This window comes from Streptomyces humidus (genome assembly GCF_014649655.1).
GTDB classification, from domain to species: Bacteria; Actinomycetota; Actinomycetes; order Streptomycetales; family Streptomycetaceae; genus Streptomyces; species Streptomyces humidus.
Genome location: NZ_BMTL01000003.1, coordinates 217,428 through 238,208 on the forward strand (window position 1 = coordinate 217,428; position 20,781 = coordinate 238,208).

General features: G+C 72.4%; 16 protein-coding genes. 4 read left to right on the forward strand and 12 right to left on the reverse strand.

Annotated features, from left to right (window positions below):
- Positions 1–146 precede the first annotated feature (146 nt).
- The 10 genes from IE239_RS04425 to rsmH form a co-directional block, all read right to left on the reverse strand.
- Positions 147–941 (reverse strand): cell division protein FtsQ/DivIB, encoded by a 795-nt coding sequence (locus IE239_RS04425; RefSeq protein ID WP_190147913.1) that lies wholly within the window; start codon positions 939–941, stop codon positions 147–149.
- A 26-nt stretch (positions 942–967) separates the two neighbouring features.
- Entirely contained in the window at positions 968–2,065 is a 1,098-nt protein-coding gene (gene murG, locus IE239_RS04430) for an undecaprenyldiphospho-muramoylpentapeptide beta-N-acetylglucosaminyltransferase (protein ID WP_190147914.1), read from the reverse strand.
- A gap of 6 nt (positions 2,066–2,071) precedes the next feature.
- The gene (ftsW, locus tag IE239_RS04435) at positions 2,072–3,436 is read right to left on the reverse strand and encodes a putative lipid II flippase FtsW (protein WP_190147915.1); all 1,365 of its coding nucleotides are present in this window, start codon (positions 3,434–3,436) and stop codon (positions 2,072–2,074) included.
- A gap of 87 nt (positions 3,437–3,523) precedes the next feature.
- Positions 3,524–4,942 (reverse strand): UDP-N-acetylmuramoyl-L-alanine--D-glutamate ligase, encoded by a 1,419-nt coding sequence (murD, locus tag IE239_RS04440; RefSeq protein ID WP_190147916.1) that lies wholly within the window; start codon positions 4,940–4,942, stop codon positions 3,524–3,526.
- The gene (mraY, locus tag IE239_RS04445) at positions 4,924–5,997 is read right to left on the reverse strand and encodes a phospho-N-acetylmuramoyl-pentapeptide-transferase (RefSeq protein ID WP_079662913.1); all 1,074 of its coding nucleotides are present in this window, start codon (positions 5,995–5,997) and stop codon (positions 4,924–4,926) included. The genes murD and mraY overlap by 19 nt, the downstream gene beginning before the upstream one ends.
- Positions 5,994–7,424, reverse strand: coding sequence for a UDP-N-acetylmuramoyl-tripeptide--D-alanyl-D-alanine ligase (locus IE239_RS04450; protein ID WP_190147917.1), 1,431 nt, complete (start codon positions 7,422–7,424; stop codon positions 5,994–5,996). The genes mraY and IE239_RS04450 overlap by 4 nt, the downstream gene beginning before the upstream one ends.
- Before the next feature lie 4 nt (positions 7,425–7,428).
- Complete coding sequence (locus IE239_RS04455) at positions 7,429–9,099, reverse strand: UDP-N-acetylmuramoyl-L-alanyl-D-glutamate--2,6-diaminopimelate ligase (RefSeq protein WP_373308051.1); 1,671 nt, start codon at positions 9,097–9,099, stop codon at positions 7,429–7,431.
- Positions 9,100–9,210: 111 nt separating this feature from the next.
- Positions 9,211–11,175 (reverse strand): peptidoglycan D,D-transpeptidase FtsI family protein, encoded by a 1,965-nt coding sequence (locus IE239_RS04460; RefSeq protein ID WP_373308052.1) that lies wholly within the window; start codon positions 11,173–11,175, stop codon positions 9,211–9,213.
- Between the two features lie 5 nt (positions 11,176–11,180).
- Positions 11,181–11,711 (reverse strand): cell division protein FtsL, encoded by a 531-nt coding sequence (ftsL, locus tag IE239_RS04465; RefSeq protein WP_190147920.1) that lies wholly within the window; start codon positions 11,709–11,711, stop codon positions 11,181–11,183.
- 44 nt (positions 11,712–11,755) lie between these two features.
- Entirely contained in the window at positions 11,756–12,712 is a 957-nt protein-coding gene (gene rsmH / locus IE239_RS04470) for a 16S rRNA (cytosine(1402)-N(4))-methyltransferase RsmH (protein WP_190147921.1), read from the reverse strand.
- A gap of 325 nt (positions 12,713–13,037) precedes the next feature.
- Between rsmH and IE239_RS04475 the strand changes: the two genes are divergently transcribed.
- The 4 genes from IE239_RS04475 (at position 13,038) to IE239_RS04490 (ending at position 18,805) form a co-directional block, all read left to right on the forward strand.
- Complete coding sequence (locus tag IE239_RS04475) at positions 13,038–13,583, forward strand: beta-class carbonic anhydrase (RefSeq protein ID WP_229877792.1); 546 nt, start codon at positions 13,038–13,040, stop codon at positions 13,581–13,583.
- 316 nt (positions 13,584–13,899) lie between these two features.
- Positions 13,900–14,931 carry an AAA family ATPase gene (locus IE239_RS04480; protein ID WP_190147923.1) on the forward strand — a complete coding sequence of 344 codons (1,032 nt, stop codon included), beginning with the start codon at positions 13,900–13,902 and terminating at the stop codon, positions 14,929–14,931.
- On the forward strand, positions 14,931–16,313 hold the full coding sequence (locus tag IE239_RS04485) for a DUF58 domain-containing protein (RefSeq protein WP_190147924.1): 1,383 nt from the start codon (positions 14,931–14,933) through the stop codon (positions 16,311–16,313). The genes IE239_RS04480 and IE239_RS04485 overlap by 1 nt, the downstream gene beginning before the upstream one ends.
- Complete coding sequence (locus tag IE239_RS04490; RefSeq protein ID WP_190147925.1) at positions 16,310–18,805, forward strand: transglutaminase TgpA family protein; 2,496 nt, start codon at positions 16,310–16,312, stop codon at positions 18,803–18,805. The genes IE239_RS04485 and IE239_RS04490 overlap by 4 nt, the downstream gene beginning before the upstream one ends.
- A 196-nt stretch (positions 18,806–19,001) precedes the next feature.
- Here IE239_RS04490 and IE239_RS04495 read toward each other — a convergent pair whose 3' ends face one another.
- Together IE239_RS04495 and IE239_RS04500 are read right to left on the reverse strand one after the other, a co-directional pair.
- Positions 19,002–19,406: an SCO2097 family morphological protein gene (locus tag IE239_RS04495; RefSeq protein ID WP_190147926.1), complete on the reverse strand. Its 405-nt coding sequence runs from the start codon at positions 19,404–19,406 to the stop codon at positions 19,002–19,004.
- A gap of 276 nt (positions 19,407–19,682) precedes the next feature.
- Entirely contained in the window at positions 19,683–20,510 is an 828-nt protein-coding gene (locus IE239_RS04500) for a methyltransferase (RefSeq protein WP_190147927.1), read from the reverse strand.
- Positions 20,511–20,781 lie beyond the last annotated feature (271 nt).

Genomic DNA, 20,781 nt, shown 5'->3' on the forward strand with positions numbered 1-20,781 from the left:
CCGTTCCTTGAAGTCTTCGGAACAGGACACTAAGTCGACAAGTGGCGCCCGTTCAACGAACACGCCGAACCTCCCGTTTTTCTTTTCACCCTATGTGATCAGCCGTGTCGCTGCCCAACCAGGGTCCTGGCCTGCGCGGATGTTCGTCAACTGCCCGATGACGCAGGGGCGGTGGGGGCGCTGACGTCGAAGTGCCGCGCGGTCGGGGCCGCTTTCATGAGTGCGGTCAGTGCACGGCCCTTCGCCGCGCCCTTCTCGGCGCTCCCCCAGGCGACCGTGCGGCCGCGCACCAGCTCCAGCGAGATGTCGTCGTAGGAGCGGATCTTGACGAGCCGGGTCTCCCGCGCGACGGCGGCCGGAAGGGAGCCGGCGGCCTCGACGGCCTTCCGCACCAGTCGCTCCTCGCCGAAGCGGCGCAGGCTGGCGGCGGCGGAACGCGAGGAGGTCACGGCCGTTTCGAGGAGCGGCACGCCGGCGGGGGCTTCGGACACCGTGGCGAAACGGACGCCTTGGTCGTCCACCTCCACGAACGCCGAGCCTTTGCGCATCAGCAGGACCGGCGTACGTTCGGTCACTTTCAGGTCGATTCCGTCCGGCCAGGCACGGGTCACGTCCACCGAGTCGATCCGGGGAAGCCCCTTGCGCAGCCGCGCCGCGATCGCGCCGGTGTCGACGGAGGCCAACGGCGCTCCGACGGGTACGCCGGCGGCCTCGCGAACCTGCTGCGGCGTCAGCACCGCGGTGCCCGAGACGGCGACGCTCCGCAGCCGCAGCCACTGCGAGCCGTACAACGCCCAGACGGAGCCGCCGCCCAGGAGCACGACGACACACACCAGAATGATGATCACACGAAGCCGACGCGGCCCCCACCGCCGGACGAGGGGCGGGCCGGACGACTCCTGCTGGCGTGCACCGCGCTCGGCGGTGTCTGATCCGGCCACGCTCCCTGCCCTTTCGTCAGACGTGCCTAACGGTGCGCACGAGAGGCGGCGATCGCCTCGTACACCATGCCGACGAGCAGGTCGTCGGCGTCCCGGCGGCCGAACTCGGCTGCCGCGCGGGACATCTCGTAGAGCCGGTGCGGGTCGGCGAGGACGGGCAGGACGGTCTCCCGGACCCACTCGGGGGTCAGTTCCGCGTCGTCGACCAGCAGTCCGCCGCCCGCCTTGACCACCGGCTGGGCGTTCAGCCGCTGTTCGCCGTTGCCGATGGGCAGCGGGACGTAGGCGGCCGGGAGTCCGACGGCGGAGAGTTCGGCGACGGTCATCGCGCCCGCACGGCACAGCATCATGTCGGCGGCGGCGTACGCGAGGTCCATCCGCTCCAGGTACGGTACCGGGACGTACGGGGGCATCCCCGGCATCTGCTGCACCTGCGGCAGTTCGTTCTTCGGCCCGACCGCGTGCAGGATCTGGATACCGGCCTGCTGCAGCCAGGGCGCGACCTGCTGGACGACCTCGTTGAGACGGCGCGCGCCCTGCGACCCGCCGGAGACCAGCAGGGTCGGCAGGTTGGGGTCGAGGCCGAACATGTGCCGGGCCTCGGGGCGGGCCGCGGCGCGGTCCAGGGTGGCGATGGAGCGGCGCAGCGGGATGCCGATGTAGCGGGCGTCGCGCAGCTTGCTGTCGGGCGTGGAGACGGCGACCCGGGCCGCGTAGCGTGAACCGATCTTGTTGGCCAGGCCGGGGCGGGCGTTGGCCTCGTGGACCACGATCGGCACCCCGAGGCGCTTGGCCGCGAGGTAGCCGGGCAGGGCCACGTAACCGCCGAAGCCGACGACGGCGTCCGCCCTGGTGCGCTCCAGGATCTGCTCGGCGGCCTTGATCGTGCCGCGCAGCCGGCCCGGGACGGTGATCAGCTCAGGGGTGGGCTTGCGCGGCAGCGGCACGGCGGGGATCAGCGCGAGGTCGTAGCCCCGCTGTGGAACGAGCGTGGTCTCCAGGCCGCGCTCCGTGCCGAGGGCCGTGATCCCCACACCGGGGTCCTGCCTGCGCAGGGCGTCCGCGAGGGCGAGCGCGGGCTCGATGTGGCCGGCGGTCCCCCCACCAGCGAGTACGACATGCACCGAAATTCACCGCTCTCCGGACGGGCGCGCCGCCGAGGCGCGCCGTCGCATCGTGTTCCATCTCCGGGGACTCCGGTCGAACGCGGAGCCCCCCGACCCCCGCTTTCTACCAAAACGGGAGTGCCGCATCGCAAGCGCCGCCCGCGCAGCGGGCTCGTCGCGTGCGAAGGCGATCAGCAGCCCGATGGCGAACATGGTCGGCAGCAGGGCGGAGCCCCCGTAGGAGAACAGCGGGAGGGGGACGCCGGCGATCGGCAGCAGGCCGAGCACCGCACCGATGTTGATCACCGCCTGAGCGGTGATCCAGGTGGTCACACCTCCCGCGGCGTACCTCACGAAGGGGTCCTCCGTGCGTCCGGCCACGCGGATACCCGCATAGCCTAGAGCCGCGAACAGGGCGAGCACCGACAGCGTCCCCGCCAGGCCCAGTTCCTCACCGGTGACGGCGAAGATGAAGTCGGTGTGCGCTTCGGGGAGTTGCCCCCATTTCTCCACACTCGCACCGAGCCCGGAGCCGAAGATCCCGCCGGAGGCCAGGGCGTAGATCCCGTGCACGGCCTGCCAGCAGGCGTCACCCGGGCCCGGGTCGGTGGCGCCGATGCACTGCAGGCGTGCCATGCGGTTCTGGCTGGTCTTGATGAGGATCACACCGAGGGTGGCGGCGATCGACAGCACCCCGGCGAAGAGCCGGGTGGGCGCTCCCGCCAGCCACAGCAGGCCGAACAGGATCGCCGTGAGGATGATCGCCGTGCCCATGTCGCCGCCCAGCATGATCAGCCCGAGCAGCATGAACGCCACCGGCACCAGCGGCACCAGCATGTGCTTCCACTGCGCGAGCAGATTCTTTTCCTGTTTGCGGGCGAGCAGATCGGCGCTCCACAGCACCAGGGCGAGCTTGCCGAACTCGCTGGGCTGGATCTGGAAGGAGCCGCCGAGCGAGATCCAGTTCTGGTTGCCGTTGACCGACATCCCTATGCCCGGCACCTGCACCAGGGCCATGAGGAAGACGGCGCCCGCGAGGATCGGATAGGCGAGCCCCCGGTGCAGCTTCACCGGCATCCGCGACGCGGCGAGCAGCAGCACCCCGCCGATGGAGGCGGCCAGGAACTGTTTGCGGAAGAAGAACGAACCCGGCAGCGACATCTGCAGCGCGGTGATCTGGGAGGCCGAGTAGACCATCACGAGGCCCAGCACGGTGATCAGCAGGCTGCCGCCGAAGATCAGGTAGTAGGCCGTCAGCGGGCGGTCCCAGGCCTTCCTGGCGCGCGTGTGGAGCCGTCGCACGGGGTTGTCGCGGCGCGGCCTGGAAGGGGTCGAGGGTCGGCGGACGGTCCGCTGGACGGGCGGACGCCCGGTACGGCTACCGGGCATCTGCCGCTCCGTACCCGCGGTGTCCGCTGTACGTCGGCCGTGACGGTCCCACGCGTCCCTCCCAAGGTCGCCCGGCAGGCGGCCGGGTCAGGCGCCGAGTTCGCGAACGGCCTGTGCGAACGCGTCACCGCGCTGGTTGTAGTTGACGAACATGTCCATGGAGGCGCAGGCCGGGGCGAGGAGCACCGTGTCGCCTGCGACGGCCAGGCGCCGGGCCTCCCGGACAGCCGCGAGCATCGCCCCAGTGTCGGTCCGGTCGAGGTCGACGACGGGTACTTCCGGGGCGTGTCGCGCCAGGGCTTCCCGGATCAGGGCGCGGTCGGCGCCGATGAGCACCACGGCGCGAAGGCGCGCGGCCGACTCGGCCACGAGCTCGTCGAAGGTGGCGCCCTTGGCGAGTCCGCCCGCGATCCAGACGATCGACTCGTAGGCGGCCAACGAGGCTTGCGCCGCATGCGTGTTGGTGGCCTTGGAGTCGTCGACGAAGGCGACGCCGTCCACGTCCGCGACGTGGGAGATGCGGTGGGCGTCCGGGGTGAAGGCCCGCAGACCGTCCCGGACGGCCTGGGGAGGCACCCCGAAGGCGCGCGCGAGGGCCGCCGCGGCAAGGGCGTTGGCGATGTTGTGCGGGGCCGGCGGGTTCACGTCGGCGACCTCGGCGAGCTCCTGGGCGTTCTGCTGCCGGTTCTCGACGAAGGCGCGGTCGACCAGGATGCCGTCCACCACGCCGAGTTGGGACGGGGCCGGGGCGCCGAGGGTGAAGCCGACGGCCCGGCAGCCCTCCTCGACGTCCGCCTCGCGCACCAGGTCCTCGGTGGCCTTGTCGGCCACGTTGTAGACGCAGGCGACTCGGTTGCCCTCGTAGACGCGCCCCTTGTCCTTGGCGTAGGCCTCCATGGAGCCGTGCCAGTCGAGGTGGTCGGGGGCGAGGTTGAGGACGGCGGCGGAGTGGGCGCGCAGCGAGGGCGCCCAGTGCAGCTGATAGCTGGAGAGTTCGACGGCGAGGACGTCGTACCCCTCGTCCCCGGCCACCGCGTCCAGCAGCGAGACGCCGATATTGCCGACGGCGGCCGTGCGCAGGCCGGCGGCCTGGAGGATCGAGGCCAGCATCCGGGTGGTGGTCGTCTTGCCGTTGGTGCCGGTGACGCACAGCCAGGGAGCCGCATCGGGCCCCCTGAGCCGCCAGGCGAGTTCGACGTCGCCCCAGACCGGCACCCCGGCCTCGTGCGCCGCCGTGAACAGCGGCTTGTCCGGCTTCCAGCCGGGTGCGGTGACGACGAGTTCGGCGCCTTCGGGCAGGGTCTCCCCGTCGCCGAGGCGCACGGTCACGCCCAGCGCCTCCAGCTCGGCGGCCTGCTCCCGCGCGCGGGCGTCATCGCCGTCGTTGACGACGGTGACGTGTGCGCCGAGCCCGTGCAGCACCTTGGCCGCCGGGACGCCGGAGACGCCGAGTCCGGCGACGGTGACGTTCTTCCCCTGCCAGTCGGTCACTTGTCCGCTGCCCATCCCGCGTAGAAGAGACCCAGTCCGACGATCACGCAGATGCCCTGGATGATCCAGAAGCGGACCACGACCAGGACCTCGGACCAGCCTTTGAGTTCGAAGTGGTGCTGCAGTGGCGCCATCCGGAAGACGCGCTTGCCGGTGAGCTTGAAGGAACCGACCTGGATGACCACCGACATGGTGATCAGCACGAACAGGCCGCCCAGGAGGGCGATCAGCAGCTCGGTGCGGGAGCAGATCGCCAGACCGGCGAGCACGCCGCCGAGCGCCAGCGATCCGGTGTCCCCCATGAAGATCTTGGCCGGGGACGTGTTCCACCACAGGAAGCCGAGGCAGGCGCCCATCAGCGCGGAGGCGATGACCGCGAGGTCCAGCGGATCGCGCACCTCGTAACAGGCGCTGGGGTTGGTCAGCGTCTCGCCGTTGGCACAGGACTCCTGGAACTGCCAGACGCCGATGAACGTGTAGGCGCCGAAGACGAGGACGGAGGCGCCGGTGGCGAGGCCGTCCAGACCGTCCGTCAGGTTCACGCCGTTGGACATCGCCAGGATCATGAACAGCGCCCAGACCACGAACAGCACGGGGCCGATCGTCCAGCCGAAGTCCGTGATGAACGACAGCTTGGTGGAGGCGGGCGTGTTGCCCCGGTTGTCGGAGAACTGCAGCGACAGGACGGCGAAGGCGATGCCGACGATCAGCTGGCCGGCCATCTTCGCCTTGGCCCGCAGGCCCAGCGAACGACGCTTGACGATCTTGATGTAGTCGTCGAGGAAGCCGACCAGGCCCATGCCGCACATCAGGCCCAGCACCAGCAGACCGGAGTAGGTCGGCGGCTTGCCGGTGATCACCTTGGACAGGAAGTACGCGGCGACCGTGGCCAGGATGAACGCGATGCCGCCCATCGTCGGCGTACCGCGCTTGCTGGCGTGCTCGCGCGGGCCGTCGTCGCGGATGTACTGGCCGTAGCCCTTGCGCGCCAGCAGCTTGATCAGCAGCGGCGTGCCGACCAGCGTCAGGAAGAGGCCGATCACACCCGCGAACAAGATCTGATTCATCATCGGGCGGCGACCTCACCCTCGGCGCCGGTCGCGAGCAGCGCCTGCGCGACGCTCTCGAGGCCGACCGAACGGGACGCCTTCACGAGCACCACGTCCCCCGGGCGCAACTCGCTGCGCAACAGGTCGACAGCCGCCTGTGCGTCGGACACGTGCACCGACTCCTCACCCCACGAACCCTCGTTATATGCGCCCAGTTGCAGCCAGGCGGCTTCCCTGCCCCCGACCGCGACGAGCTTGCCGACATTGAGCCGGACGGCGAGCCGTCCGACCGCGTCGTGCTCGGCGAGCGCCTCGTCCCCGAGCTCGGCCATCTTGCCGAGCACCGCCCAGGTCCGGCCCCCCTTCGCCTGTGAGGCTCTGCCCATTGCAGCGAGCGCGCGCAGAGCGGCTCGCATGGACTCGGGGTTCGCGTTGTAGGCGTCGTTGACGATCGTCACGCCGTCCGGGCGCTCGGTGACCTCCATCCGCCAGCGGGAGAGGGAGCCCGCCTCGGAGAGCGCGGTGGCGATCTCTTCCGCGGACATGCCCAGCTCATGGGCGACGGCGGCCGCGGCGAGCGCGTTCGACACGTGATGCTCACCGTACAGGCGCATGGTCACATCGCTGCACCCGGAGGGTGTGTGAAGCCTGAATGCGGGCTGTCCGCTGTCCATGAGTCGCACGTTCTCGGCCCGAACGTCCGCTTCGTCGGACTCGCCGAAAAGGACCACCTTCGCCTGTGTACGGGAGGCCATGGCGCGGACCGAGGGGTCGTCGGCGTTGAGGATCGCGATGCCGCCCTCGCTCGCCGGCGGCAGCGCCTCGACCAACTCGCCCTTTGCCTGTGCGATCTGTTCGCGGCCGCCGAACTCGCCGATGTGGGCGGTGCCGACGTTCAGCACGAGACCGATCCGCGGGGGCGTCAGACCGGTGAGGTAGCGGATGTGTCCGATCCCGCGGGCCCCCATCTCCAGCACGAGGAACCGGGTCTCCTCGGTGGCCGACAGCGCCGTCAGCGGCAGCCCGATCTCGTTGTTGAGCGAGCCGGGCGTGAACACGGTCGGCGCCTTGCGCCGGAGCACCTGGGCGACGAGGTCCTTGGTGCTGGTCTTGCCGGCCGAGCCGGTGAGAGCGACGAGGGTCGCGCCGAGCGCTTGCACGACGTGCCGGGCGAGGGCGCCGAGCGCCGCCTGGACGTCGTCCACGACGATCGCGGGGACGCCCACGGGCCGTGAGGCCAGCACGGCCGCCGCGCCCGCCTCGACGACCTGGGCCGCGTAGTCGTGGCCGTCCACGCGTTCGCCGACGAAGGCGACGAAGAGGCTGCCGGGCTCCACCTCGCGGGAGTCCCGGACGACCGGTCCGGTGACCCGCGCGGACGGATCCGGTATGTCGTGCGTCTGTCCGCCGACGACTGCTGCGATCTCGGCGAGGGAGAGGGCGATCACAAGTTCATCCCTGGGTCTGCTGGATAGCTTCGCGAAGCACCTGGCGGTCGTCGAACGGACGGACGACGCCGGCGATGTCCTGGCCCTGCTCATGGCCCTTGCCCGCGACCAGCACGGTGTCCCCCGCATGCGCCCGGGCCACGACCGCGCCGATGGCGGCGGCCCGGTCCTCGAACAGCAGGACCTCGCCGCGCTCGTGCGCGGGCACGGACGCCGCGCCTTCGAGCATGGTCGCGAGGATCGCGAGCGGATCCTCGGAGCGGGGGTTGTCGGAGGTCAGCACGGCGGTGTCGGCGAGCCGGGCGACGGCGGCGCCCATCGGGGCCCGCTTGGTGCGGTCCCGGTCGCCGCCGCAGCCGAGGACGACGTGCAGGCGCCCCTTGGTGACCTTGCGCAGCGCCCGCAGGACCGACTCGACCGCATCCGTCTTGTGGGCGTAGTCGACGACCGCGAGATAGGGCTGCCCGGCGTCCACCCGCTCCAGTCGGCCCGGGACGCCCGGCACGGCGGCGACGCCGTCGGCGGCGGTCTGCGGGTCGATGCCGGCGGCGGCGAGGGCGACGATCGCGGCGAGGGTGTTCGCCACGTTGAAGGAGCCGGGCAGCGGAGACCGGGCGGCCGCCCGCACCCCTCCCGGGCCCACCACGGCGAACGTCGCGTCCATCGGGCCGATCTCGACGTCGACCGCTCGCCAGTCGGCGTCCGGGTGGCCCTCGGCGGAGAAGGTGACGACCGGGACCTCCGCCTCCTCGACCAGCCGGCGGCCGTACTCGTCGTCGAAGTTGACCACGCCGAGTTTGCTGCGTTTCCGGGTGAACAGCCGCGCCTTGGCCTGGAAGTAGTCCTCCATGCCGGAGTGGAACTCCATGTGCTCCGGGCTGAGGTTGTTGAACACCGCGATGTCGAAGACGCAGCCGTCGACCCGGCCGAGGACCAGGGCGTGGCTGGAGACCTCCATGGCGACCGCCTCGACGCCGCGCTCGCGCATGACGGCGAACAGGGCCTGCAGATCGGTGGCTTCGGGGGTGGTGCGCTCGGACTTGATGCGCTCGTCGCCGATGCGCGTCTCCACGGTGCCGATGAGTCCGGTGGACCTGACCGACTTCAGGCCGCCCTCGACGAGGTAGGCGGTGGTCGTCTTGCCCGAGGTGCCGGTGATGCCGATCTGGAGCAGGTCGCGGCCGGGGCGCCCGTAGATCGTGGCCGCCAGCTCGCCCATCCGCCCGCGCGGGTCGTCGACGACCAGGGCCGGCAGGCCGGCCGCGGCGACGCGCTCGGCGCCCGCCGGATCGGTCAGCACGGCGACGGCGCCCAGGCTCGCGGCCTGGGTGACGAAGTCGGCGCCGTGCAGGCGGGCGCCCGGAAGGGCGGCGTACAGGTCGCCGGGGCGGACCGCGCGTGAGTCGTGGGTGATGCCCGTGACCTCGGCGGCGGCGCTGTCCGGCTTCGCGGCGCCCAGCTGATCGGCGAGGTCCGCGAGGGGTGTGGCGCAGACCTGGGCCGGTCGCGGCGGTCCCGGATATGTCACGGAAGCGCCCTTCTGGGTGGTTCGGGACTGATCAGCGTGTGGCACGGCGGTGAGCGTACCGGGCGCACCCGCCCGGGGGCGAAGCGAGGGCGCGGCGGCGGACGCGGGCGGTGCGGGGTTCCCGGGGTCGGGAGTGATCATGGTCACGGGCTCGGTTCCTGGCTTGTTCGGCGCTGAACAGTGGCGGGCGGGGGTCGTGGGCGGACGGGGGAGGGCTGGTCCGGGCGGCCCGGTCGGGGCCCGGCGGGGCGCTTGCGGTCAGGGCGTGAAGGAGACCGGGAGGCTGGCGGCCTTCGCCCCGGTCGGCGGGACCTGCAGGGTCTTCAGGGCGAACTCCATGACCTGTTTGAAGACGGGACCGCAGATCTGGCCGCCGAAGTAACTGCCCTCGGTGGCGTTCTGGATCGCGCAGTAGACGGTGATGCGGGGATTGTCGGCGGGCGCGAACCCGGCGAACGACGAGGTGTACCCCTTGTAGCTGCCGGTGGCCGGATCCACGCGGTTGGCGGTACCCGTCTTGCCCGCGACGCGGTAGCCGGGGATGCGCGCCTTGGCGCCCGTTCCCTGCTCGTCGTCCACGACCGACTCCAGCATCTGGGCGACGGTCTTCGCCGTCTTCTGGCTCACTACCCGCGACCTGGAGGGCGCCTGGGCCGCGGTGAAGCGGCCGTCCGGCCCCCTGACACCGCGCACCAGGGTGGGCTCGACGCGGACGCCGCCGTTGGCGATCGTGGAGTACACCGAGGCCGCCTGCAGCGCGTTGAGGGACATGCCCTGGCCGAAAGGGATCGTGTACTGCTGCGAGGTCGACCACTTGGCGGGCGCGGCGAGGATGCCCCTGGTCTCGCCGGGGAAGCCGAGTCCGGTGTGGCTGCCGATGCCGAACTTGCGCAGGTACGAGTACAGGACCCGGTTGGCCTCCGCCTGCGTCCTGCCGAGCTGGCCGGTGGCCAGGATGGTGCCGATGTTGCTGGACTTGGCGAGCACGCCGTTGAGCGTGAGGTACCAGGTGGCGTGGTCGACGTCGTCCTGGAACAGCCGGTCGCCGCGGTGCAGCCGGTTGGGCACGGTGACACGGGTCAGCGGGGTGGCGGCGTTCTCCTCCAGCACGGCGGCCATCGACATGACCTTGGCGGTGGAGCCGGGCTCGTAGGCGTCCTGCACGGCCGGGTTGCCGAGGTCCGCGGGGCGGGCCTTGGAGAGGTCGTTGGGGTCGAAGCCGGGCGAGTTGGCCATCGCGAGGATCTCGCCGGTGCGGGTGTCCTGCACGATGACGTAGCCGCGGTCCGCCCGGGACTGCGCGACCTGGTCGGTGATGGCGTTCTGCGCGGCCCACTGGATGTCGCGGTCGATCGTGAGCTCGACGTCGGAGCCCGGCACCGCCGGGGTCTCGGTGGAGCCCGCGGTGGGCACCTGACGGCCGCCGGACTGGGCGTAGCGGATCTTGCCGTCCTTGCCGGTCAGGGTGGCGTTCAGCTGCTGCTCGACACCGCCGCCGCCCTTGCCGTCGGCGTTGACCCAGCCCAGTATCCCGGCGGCGAGGTCGCCGTTGGGGTACACCCGCTTGCTGCTGGGCACGGAGAAGACCCCGGCGAGGACGTTGACCGTGGTCCGGTCCGTCTCCGACTTGGCGGAGAGCGCGGACCGCAGGTCCCTGATCTGCTTCCAGACCTGGGGGGTCTGCCGGCCGGCGAGCTTGACGTAGCGCAGCTGACGGTCCTTGGGCCGCAGCTTCCTGGCGAGCGCGGCCTGGTCCTGGCCGAGGATGGGCGCGAGCAGGGCGGCGGCCTGCTCGGGACCGTCGTCGATCTTGAGCTGGGGGCGGGCGAACATCGTGGGGTCGGCCGTGATGTCGTAGGCGTCCTCGCTGGTCGCGAAGGCCACGCCGGTGCGGTCGGTGATCTCGCCGCGCTCGGCGGCCAGCACCTGGCCGACGTACCGGTTCTGCTCGGCCTTGGCGGCGTAGCTGCTCGCGTCGACGGCCTGCACCTGCAGGAGGCGGACCACGAAGGCGAGGAGGACCAGCGTCAGCGCGAGGCCGACCATGCGCAGCCGGGGGCGGGGACTGCCGAGCCGGATGACGCGCGGGGCCGGGGGGCGGGGGGCGGCGGCCGGGCGGCGGGCCGGGCGGCCGCCGGGGCCCGGGCGCCGCTGGGCGGACGCGGGGCGCGAGGGCCGGGCGGGGCCGGGCACCCGCCGGCGCGGCGGTTCCCTGGTGGACACTTCCGTCACCTGCCGGGGGTCTCGGGGGTGGTTGCGGTCGGGTCGGGGGCCGCGCTCCGCGCCGGAGAGCCGAGCGGGGTGTCGCTCGGGACCGGCTCCGGGGACGGTCCGGCCGTCGGGGAGAGCAGCAGGGCCTCGGGCGGCCGGACGACGGGAGCCTCCTGCACGGACTGCGCCGCGGCCGAGGGGACGCCCCTCACGGTGCCGTCGGGGTTCAGGAAGGCCGGGTCACCGCCCGGGACCATGCCCAGTTCGCGCGCGCGCCGCTGGAGGGCGTCCGGGGCGGAGTAGGAGTCGATGTCGCGCTGGAGCGCCTGCTCCTCGTCGGTGAGGCTCTTGGTGTCCTTGCGCAGGTCGTCCATCTTGAACGAGCCCTCGCTGAGCGCGGAGTTCAGCACCAGCAGCCCGATGAGGCCGCCGCCGAGGAGAAGGACGACGAGGAGGACGAACGGGGTGCGGGCCGCCTGGCGCGGGCCGGCCGGGAAGAGCCGCGCGAGCCGGGCGGCCCTCCCCTTCAGTTCGGGTTTCCCGCTCACTCGGCCTCCCCCGGATGGAACTCGCCACCCTCGGCTCACGCCCGTCATTCGATGGACTCCCTGATCCGCTCGGCCCCGCGCAGTCGCGCGGGTGCGGCGCGCCGGTTCTCGGCGATCTCTTCCTCGGTGGGAAGTTCGGCACCACGGGTGAGCAGCTTGAGCCGCGGCTGGTAGCGCTCGGGGACGACGGGCAGTCCGGGCGGGGCGGTGTTGGCGGCGCCGGCCGCGAACACCTGCTTGACCAGACGGTCTTCGAGCGAGTGATACGACAGAACGGCGATCCGGCCGCCCACGGCCAGCGTCTCGACGGCCGCCGGGATCGCCCTTTCCAGGACGGAGAGTTCGCCGTTGACCTCGATGCGCAGCGCCTGGAAGGTGCGCTTGGCCGGGTTGCCGCCGGTGCGCTTGGCGGCCTGCGGAAGCGCGGCCCGGATCAGCTCGACCAGCCGGGCGCTGTTGGTGAACGGCTCCTTGTCGCGCTCCCGCACGACGGCGGAGACGATCCGCTTGGCCTGCTTCTCCTCGCCGTACGCCCGCAGGATCCGTACGAGTTCGCCGGGCGGGTAGGTGTTGAGGACCTCGGCGGCGCTGACGCCGGTCGTCTGGTCCATCCGCATGTCGAGCGGGGCGTCCTGGGCGTAGGCGAAGCCGCGGTCGGCCTCGTCCAGTTGCATGGAGGAGACGCCGAGGTCGAACAGGACGCCCTGCACGCGCGCGTGCCCGAGCCGGTCGAGCACCTCGGGGAGTTCGTCGTAGACGGCGTGCACGAGGGTGGCGCGGTCGCCGAAGGGGGCGAGGCGCTCGCCGGACAGGCGCAGGGCCTCCTTGTCGCGGTCGAGGGCGACGAGCCGGGCCTCGGGGAACTGCGTCAGCAGGGCCTCGCTGTGGCCGCCGAGGCCGAGCGTGCAGTCGACGACCACCGCTCCGGGTTCCTGGAGGGCGGGGGCCAACAGGTCCAGGCACCGCTGGAGCATCACCGGGACATGTCGACTGTGACTCAAGGGGGCCTCTCAGATCCGGCGGGTGGTACGCACCGCCGGGTCCCCGCCCCTCGTGAAGGGAAGGCCTGCCGGCGCCGCGGGGAGATCTCCGGCGGCCGGGCCGGGGTCTCTCGGGATTCAGTCCAGCAGGGAGATCGTCGCCTCCCGCTTCGCGTCACTTTAGTCCACGGTGTCGCGCGGTCAATCAACCGGCCTGCACGGCGCGGCCCAGGGGTGCGCGCTCCCTCCGAGCGGCTGTGTCATACCTCACAAAGAGGGCGTGATGACGCTCTTTTTCCCTACGCACGGCGAGACCGGAACGCCCGTGACCAGTACCGTCATGGGTATGACGACTTCCGCATCCGTACCCGTCGAATCCGAAGGCGCCATACACGGTGGCGCTGTGACCGACCGCCTGGTGGAGGCGAACGAGCGGTACGCCGCGGCGTTCGCCGACCCCGGCATGGACGCCCGCCCGGTTCTGGAGGTCGCTGTCGTGGCCTGCATGGACGCCCGTCTCGACCTGCACGCGGCGCTCGGCCTGAAACTCGGCGACTGTCACACGATCCGCAACGCGGGCGGTGTGGTCACCGACGACGTGATCCGCTCGCTCACCATCAGCCAGCGGAAGCTGGGGACGCGCAGCATCGTCCTGATCCATCACACGGGCTGCGGTCTGGAGGCGATCACCGAGGACTTCCGCACCGAGCTGGAGATGGAGGTCGGCCAGCGCCCGGCCTGGGCGGTGGAGGCCTTCCGCGACGTCGACCAGGACGTCCGCCAGTCGATGCAGCGGGTGCGCACCTCGCCGTTCCTGCTGCACACCGACGACGTGCGCGGGTTCGTGTTCGACGTGCGGACGGGTTCGCTGCGCGAGATCGCCCCCGCGTGACCGCTTCCGGCCCCGCGTGACCTCCCCGGGGCCCGCCCAGTCCGCTGTCGCCGCCGCTGCCCGTACGACCGTTCACGGGGGCGGTCGCCGCCTGTCGTTCCGCTGTTGATTCGGGCCCCTCGGGAACCCGAATCCCCATAACACCGGCATATCGCGGACGGTTGTCCACGGGCGAGTGACACGAATCGGTAACGGCAGCAAGAATGCGAAGGTGACGCCACGCTGAGCAGTTCGGGAGCGGCGTCCGTGATTCGGGGTGGGCCGGTTTGCCGCACAGAGCGTCGGCCCGGAGAAAGTTTGGGCCGAGGAGGGCCGGGTGACGACCTATGACGAGCGAGCGAGCCTCACAGATCTGACCGCCACTGTGGAGCGTGTCCGCAGTTCGGTGGAGGGAGTGATCGAGGGCAAGCCCGAGGTCGTACGGCTTTCGCTGACCGTGCTCCTCGCCGAGGGGCATCTGCTGATCGAGGACGTGCCGGGCGTCGGCAAGACGATGCTGGCGAAGGCCCTGGCGAAGTCCATCGACTGCTCGGTGCGCCGGATCCAGTTCACGCCCGACCTGCTGCCCTCGGACATCACGGGCGTGTCCATCTGGGACCAGCAGCGCCGGGAGTTCGAGTTCAAGCCGGGCGCGATCTTCTCGCAGATCGTGATCGGCGACGAGATCAACCGGGCCTCGCCCAAGACCCAGTCGGCGCTGCTGGAGTCGCTGGAGGAGCGCCAGGTCACCATCGACGGACAGACCTACGAGCTGCCCAGTCCCTTCATGGTGGTCGCCACGCAGAACCCGGTCGAGATGGAGGGCACCTACCCGCTGCCCGAGGCGCAGCGCGACCGCTTCATGGCCCGGGTCTCGATCGGCTATCCGAGCCCGGAGGCCGAGCTGCAGATGCTCGACGTGCACGGCGGGGTCAACCCCCTGGACGACCTCCAGCCGGTCGCCCACGCCCACGAGATCGTGAAGCTCATCGACGCCGTGCGCGGTGTCCACGTCGCCGACGCGGTGCGCCGCTACGCGGTCGACCTGGTCACCGCCACGCGCACCCACCCGGACCTCAGACTCGGGGCCTCTCCGCGCGCGACGCTGCACCTGGTGCGCGCGGCCAGGGCGACCGCCGCCCTGGCCGGCCGGGACTACGCCCTGCCGGACGACGTGCAGAACCTCGCCGTGGCCGTCCTGGCCCACCGCCTGCTGCCCACCGCGCAGGCCCAGCTCAACCGCCGCACGGCGGAGCAGGTCGTCGAGGAGATCATCCAGCGCACCCCGGTGCCCGCCACCCCGCAGCAGCACGGGTACGGGCTGGGGCACGGTCCGCAGGCGTACGGCCAGCAGTCGCGGAGGCTGTGATGTCAGCCGGGGGATCCGATCAGCCGCCGACCGGCCAGGGGAGGAAGGGCGACAAGGGCAGCGTGCGCACGGCGCTGGCCGGTCTGACCACCCGGGGCCGCTCCTTCCTGGCCGCCGGCGTCGCGGCCGCCGTGTGCGCCTACGTGCTCGGACAGCCCGACCTGCTCCGGGTCGGGCTGCTGCTGGCCGCACTGCCGCTGATCTGCGCGGCCGTCGTCTACCGGACCCGCTACCGGGTCGCCGGCAGCCGCAGGCTCTCCCCCGCGCGCGTGCCCGCCGGCAGCGAGGCCCGCGTCCATCTGCGGATGGACAACGTCTCGCGGCTGCCCACCGGTCTGCTGATGCTCCAGGACCGGGTGCCCTACGTGCTCGGACCGCGCCCCCGCTTCGTCCTGGACCGGGTCGAGGCGGGCGGCCGCCGCGAGGTGTCCTACCGGGTCCGCTCCGACCTGCGCGGCCGCTACCCGCTGGGCCCGCTCCAGCTGCGGCTGAACGACCCGTTCGGGATGTGCGAACTCACCCGGTCCTTCTCCACTCACGACACGCTGACGGTCGTACCGCGCGTGGAGCCGCTGCCCGCGGTCCGCCTGAGCGGCGAGGCCAAGGGGTACGGCGAGGGCCGGCAGCGCTCGCTGGCGCTGGCAGGCGAGGACGACGTGATCCCGCGCGGCTACCGCTACGGCGACGACCTGCGCCGCGTGCACTGGCGCCTGACCGCCCGCTACGGCGAGCTGATGGTGCGCCGCGAGGAGCAGCCACAGCGCTCGCGCTGCACGGTGCTGCTCGACACCCGGGGCCTCGCCTACCAGGGCGCGGGCCCGGACTCTGCCTTCGAGTGGGCGGTCTCCGGCGCCGCCTCCGTGCTGGTGCACATGCTGGAGCGGGGCTTCTCCGTGCGGCTGCTGACCGACACCGGGAACTCGGTGCCCGGCGAGGGCGCCGACGGGTTCGCCGGAGCGAACCAGGAGTCGGCCGACGCGGCCGGACTGATGATGGACACCCTCGCCGTGGTGGACCACTCCGACGGCACGAGCCTGTCCCGGGCGTACGACGTGCTGCGCGGCGGCAACGAGGGCCTGCTGGTGGCGTTCCTCGGCGATCTCGACGAGGAAGAGGCGGCGGTGGCCGCGAAGATGCGCCAGCGCAGCGGGGGCGCGGTCGCCTTCCTGCTGGACGGCGACCGGTGGGTGCGTGAACCGAACGGCGCCCCCGGTCCGATGAACGGGCAGGAGGAGCGGCTGCGGATGCTGCGCGAGGCGGGCTGGACGGCCGTGAGCGTGCCGCGGGGCGCTTCGCTGAACGAGCTGTGGCGCCAGGCGGACCGCGACCGGGCGGGCGTGATGACGGCGAGCGCGGCAAGCTACGGGGAGGGGCGTTCATGAGCGGGCGTGCTCGGCTGACGCTGTGCGCGGCGGCGGCCACCCTGATGGCGTCGTGCGCCCTGCTGCCCCTGGTGGAGCCGGCGACCTGGCTGGTGCAGGCGGCGTTCATGCTGGCGGTCCAGTCGGGCGCGGGCGCCGCGGCCCGCCGGGTCCCGCTGGCCCGGCCGCTGACCGTGGCGGTGCAGGCGCTGGTCACGCTGGTGATGCTGACCCTGGTCTTCGCCCGCGAGCACGCGTTCGTCGGCGTGATCCCCGGCCCCGAGGCCGTCCGCCACTTCGGCGACCTGCTGCAGGCGGGCGCCGACGACGTGGGCCGGTACGCGATCCCGGCCCCGCTGTCCGACGGCATCCGGCTGATGGTGATCGGCGCGGTGCTGCTGATCGGCCTGGCGGTGGACACCCTCGCGGTGACGTTCCGCAACGCCGCTCCGGCCGGTCTGCCGCTGCTGGCGCTGTACTCGGTCGCCGCGGGCCTGTCCGACGGGGCGGCCGACTGGCTCTGGTTCCTGGTCGCCGCCGCCGGTTATCTGGTGCTGCTGCTCGCCGAGGGCCGGGAGCGGCTCTCGCAGTGGGGCCGCGTCTTCGGCGGATCCGGTCGCGGCCCGGGCGGGCAGCCCGGTCCGGTCGCCCCCGTGCGCACCGGCCGGCGCATCGGGATGGCCGCGCTGGGCGTCGCCCTGGTGGTGCCGCTGCTGCCGCTGCCGGCGATACAGGGCGGCCTGCTCGGCGCGACGGGCGCCGGCGTGGGCGTGGGCAACGGCGGCGGGGGCACGATCTCCGCGGTGAACCCGCTGGTGTCGCTGCGTGACAGCCTGAACGTGGACGAGGACCAGACGGTCCTGACGTTGCGCACCAACGCCGGCGACATCTCCGACATGTACCTGCGGATCGTGTCGCTGGACGACTTCGACGGCACGACATGGAGGCCGGCCAAGCGCCATATCGTCGCTGTGCCCGACGACTTCCCCGCGCCCACGGGGCTGGCCCCCGACGTCAAGCGCACGGAGATCACCACCCGGATCGCGGCCGCCGACGGTTACGCCCAGGACTGGCTGCCGATGCCCTACCCGCCCAGCGGGGTGCAGATCAAGGGCAACTGGCGGTACGAGCCGGTCGGCATGACCCTCGTCGGCGACCACGGCCAGAACACCAGCGGCAAGACGTACCAGGTGACGAGCCTGGAGGTGCGGCCGACGGCGGAGCAGCTGGCGGCGGCGCCGGACGCCCCCGACTCGGTCCGCCGCGACTACACCAGGGTGCCGGACTCCCTGCCTTCGGTGGTGGCCCAGCAGGCCCGGCAGATCACCAAGGGCGCCGCGAACGGCTACGAGAAGGCGGTCAAGCTCCAGGACTACTTCGCGGTGACGGGCGGCTTCGAGTACGACACCCAGGTCGAGGTCGGCAGCGGCCCGAACGCGATCGCCCGCTTCCTGCAGGACAAGCAGGGCTTCTGCGTGCACTTCTCGTTCGCGATGGCGGCGATGGCCCGCACCCTGGGCATACCGGCGCGGGTGGCAGTGGGCTTCGCGCCGGGCTCCCGGCAGGCGGACGGTTCGGTGGCGGTGGGCCTGAAGGACGCGCACGCCTGGCCGGAGCTGTACTTCGAGGGCGTGGGCTGGACCCGCTTCGAGCCGACCCCGACGCGCGGCACCACGCCCACGTACACCGTCCCGGAGTCCCCGGGCGCGGCGCTCCCCGAGCTGCCGCAGGCCTCGCGCTCGGCGGACGCCGCGCCGTCGGACGCGCCCTCGGCGAGCTCCGGCTGCTCGGCCCGGGAGAAGAAGCTCGACAACTGCGCGAGCGCGCTGCCGGTGGGCCGGTCGGGACAGGGCGGCGGCGGTGTCCCCTGGTACAAGATCGCCTCCTGGACGCTGCTGGGAGGCGCGGCACTCGCCCTGCCGATGCTGCCGATGCTGTGGCGGCTGAGACGGCGTTCGGCGCGGCTGGCGTCCGCCCAGCACTCCGCGGCCGCCGGGGCTCTCCCGGGCAGGCGCGGCAAGGCGGGCGCGGGCGACGGGGCGGCGGACGAGGCCGCGACCGCGGTGCTGCTGGACGAGCCCGAGGAGGGGGCCGGAGCCGCCGCCGGGCATGTCCTGGCGGTGTGGCGCGAGCTCACCGACACGGCCTGGGACTTCGGCATCGAGCCGGACGAGGCGCTGACCCCGCGGCGGGCGGCGGCGCGGATCGTGCGGACCGGAGGGCTGGACGAGGCGGCGGGCCGTTCGGTGCACCGGGTCGCGGGCGCGGTGGAGCAGGTGCTGTACGCCCCGGAGCCGAGGGCGGACGCGGGCCTGGCCGACGAGGTCCGCACGGTGCGGGCGGCACTGCAGGAGAAGGCCGACTGGACCGCGCGGGTGCGGGCCGTCGTGGCGCCGCGCTCGGCCGTCCGCGCGCTCTGGGACCTCGCGGACCGCTGGACGGCCCTGAAAACGTCCTGGACGTCCCGGCTGACGGCGCTGGCGCGCCGGCCGTCCGGCCAGCAGGGCGGCTGAGCCACGGGCTGCCCTTGCTGGTCAAGGGCAGCCCCTGCTCATCAGCTGCTGGCCACGGGCAGCCCTTGCTCATCAGCGGGGCAGCCCGTGGTACGAGAACGCCGGACACGGTTGGCTGCGGTTGGCCGGACATGGTTGAGGGGGTGACCACCCGACTAGGTGGTCACCCCCTCAACCATGTCCGTGTAAGGCGGTGTCAGTGGCCGCCCTGCTCATCGCGGCGGCGCTGCCAGCGCTGCTCGATCCGGTCCATCATCGAGCGCTTCTGCCTGACCTGACCGCGTGCGGGCCTGGCGCCCGCGACTCCCGCAGCGGGCTGCTCACCCGGTTTGGGGGCCTTGCGCCAGCCGGTGACGGCGAGCACTGCGCAGCCCAGCATCACGAGGAAGCCGACCACGCTCAGCCACACCTGCTTGGCGACCATACCGGCCATGAGGAGCGCGATTCCCACGAGGAAGCCAGCGACCGCCTGGTAGACCCGCCGCCGGGTGTACGTACGCAGCCCGCTTCCCTCGAGCGCTGACGCGAACTTGGGATCTTCGGCGTACAGCGCTCGCTCCATCTGCTCGAGCATGCGCTGCTCGTGCTCCGAGAGCGGCACGGAGTCCTCCTCATCGTGCAGTCGCCGGGGCGACCCGGGGGGTCCCTTCAGGATAGGCGGGGAATCGCCCCCGTGAAACCCGCCCCTCTACGCCAATTGGCCAACCGAAGCCCGTCATGGACGTCCCGGCTCGCTGAGGTTTCCATTCCCCGGCGGCCGACCCGTCATGCCGGGCGGTCTCCCTCGATCATACGGCGCACAGCGGCCGAACGGGGGGCCTGTGGCGTACTGCATGCGCAGCCGAGCCCCTGATCAGCGGTGCGTCCCGGGAGGCGCTCAGCTCCCTTCGGTCCCCCGTGCCTCACCCAGCACATGCAGCTGGGTGGCGACGGAGTGGAAGGCGGGGAGTTCGGCGGCCGCCTCCTCCAGCTTCAGCAGCGCTTCCAGCGCTCCGGGCTCGGTGTCCACGAGCACGCCGGGCACGAGATCGGCGAAGACCCGCACCCCGTGCACGGCCCCCACGGTGAGGCCCGCGCCTTCGACGAGTTGGGTGAGCTGCTCGGCGGTGAAGCGGCGCGGGACGGGGTCGCCCTCGCCCCAGCGGCCGTCCGGCGAGGTGAGCGCCTGCCGGGCCTCCTTGAAGTGGCCCGCCAGGGCGCGCGCGAGCACGGCGCCGCCGAGGCCGGCGGCGAGAAGGCTGAGGACGCCCTCGGCCCGCAGCGCGGCCACCGCGTTACGGACGCCTTCGGCCGGATCGTCGACGTACTCCAGGACGCCGTGGCACAGGACGGCGTCGTAGCCTCCGCGCTCGACCACGTCGAACAGCCCGTGGACATCGCCCTGGACGCCCCGCACCCGGTCGGCCACGCCGGCCTCGGCGGTGCGTCGCTCCAGGGCGAACAGCGCGTTGGGGCTGGGGTCGACGACCGTGACCCGGTGCCCGAGGAGAGCCACGGGCACCGCGAAGTTGCCGCTGCCGCCTCCGGTGTCGAGGACGTCCAGCGACTCGCGGCCGGTCGCCTTGACCCGGTCTTCGAGGACGTCGCGCAGGACCTCCCAGACCACGGCGGTGCGGAGCGAGGCACGGGACCGGGACGGGCCGGAGCGTGACGGCGCCGGCTGGGGGCCGGGGTGGGAGACGGGCGGGCGCATCGGGTCCGACACGGCAGTTGACTCCTCGGCGCGGCACCGCCTCTTGCGCGGCGGAGCGAACGGGCTGCCTTCCCGAGCTGGTCCGGGCCGGCACGCGGGCGGACGGAGGGAAGGCTTCAGGCGTCTTCCACCCTATTGCCTCCGGCTTCCCGCCCGGTCACCCGACCGGCCTGCGGCTTCCTGCCCGATCACCCGACCGGCCTGCCCTCTTGCCTCCGGCTCCCGTCCGGTCATCCCACCGGCCTGCGCTCCCCCGGCCGGTCAGACACGCGTACGCCGGCGG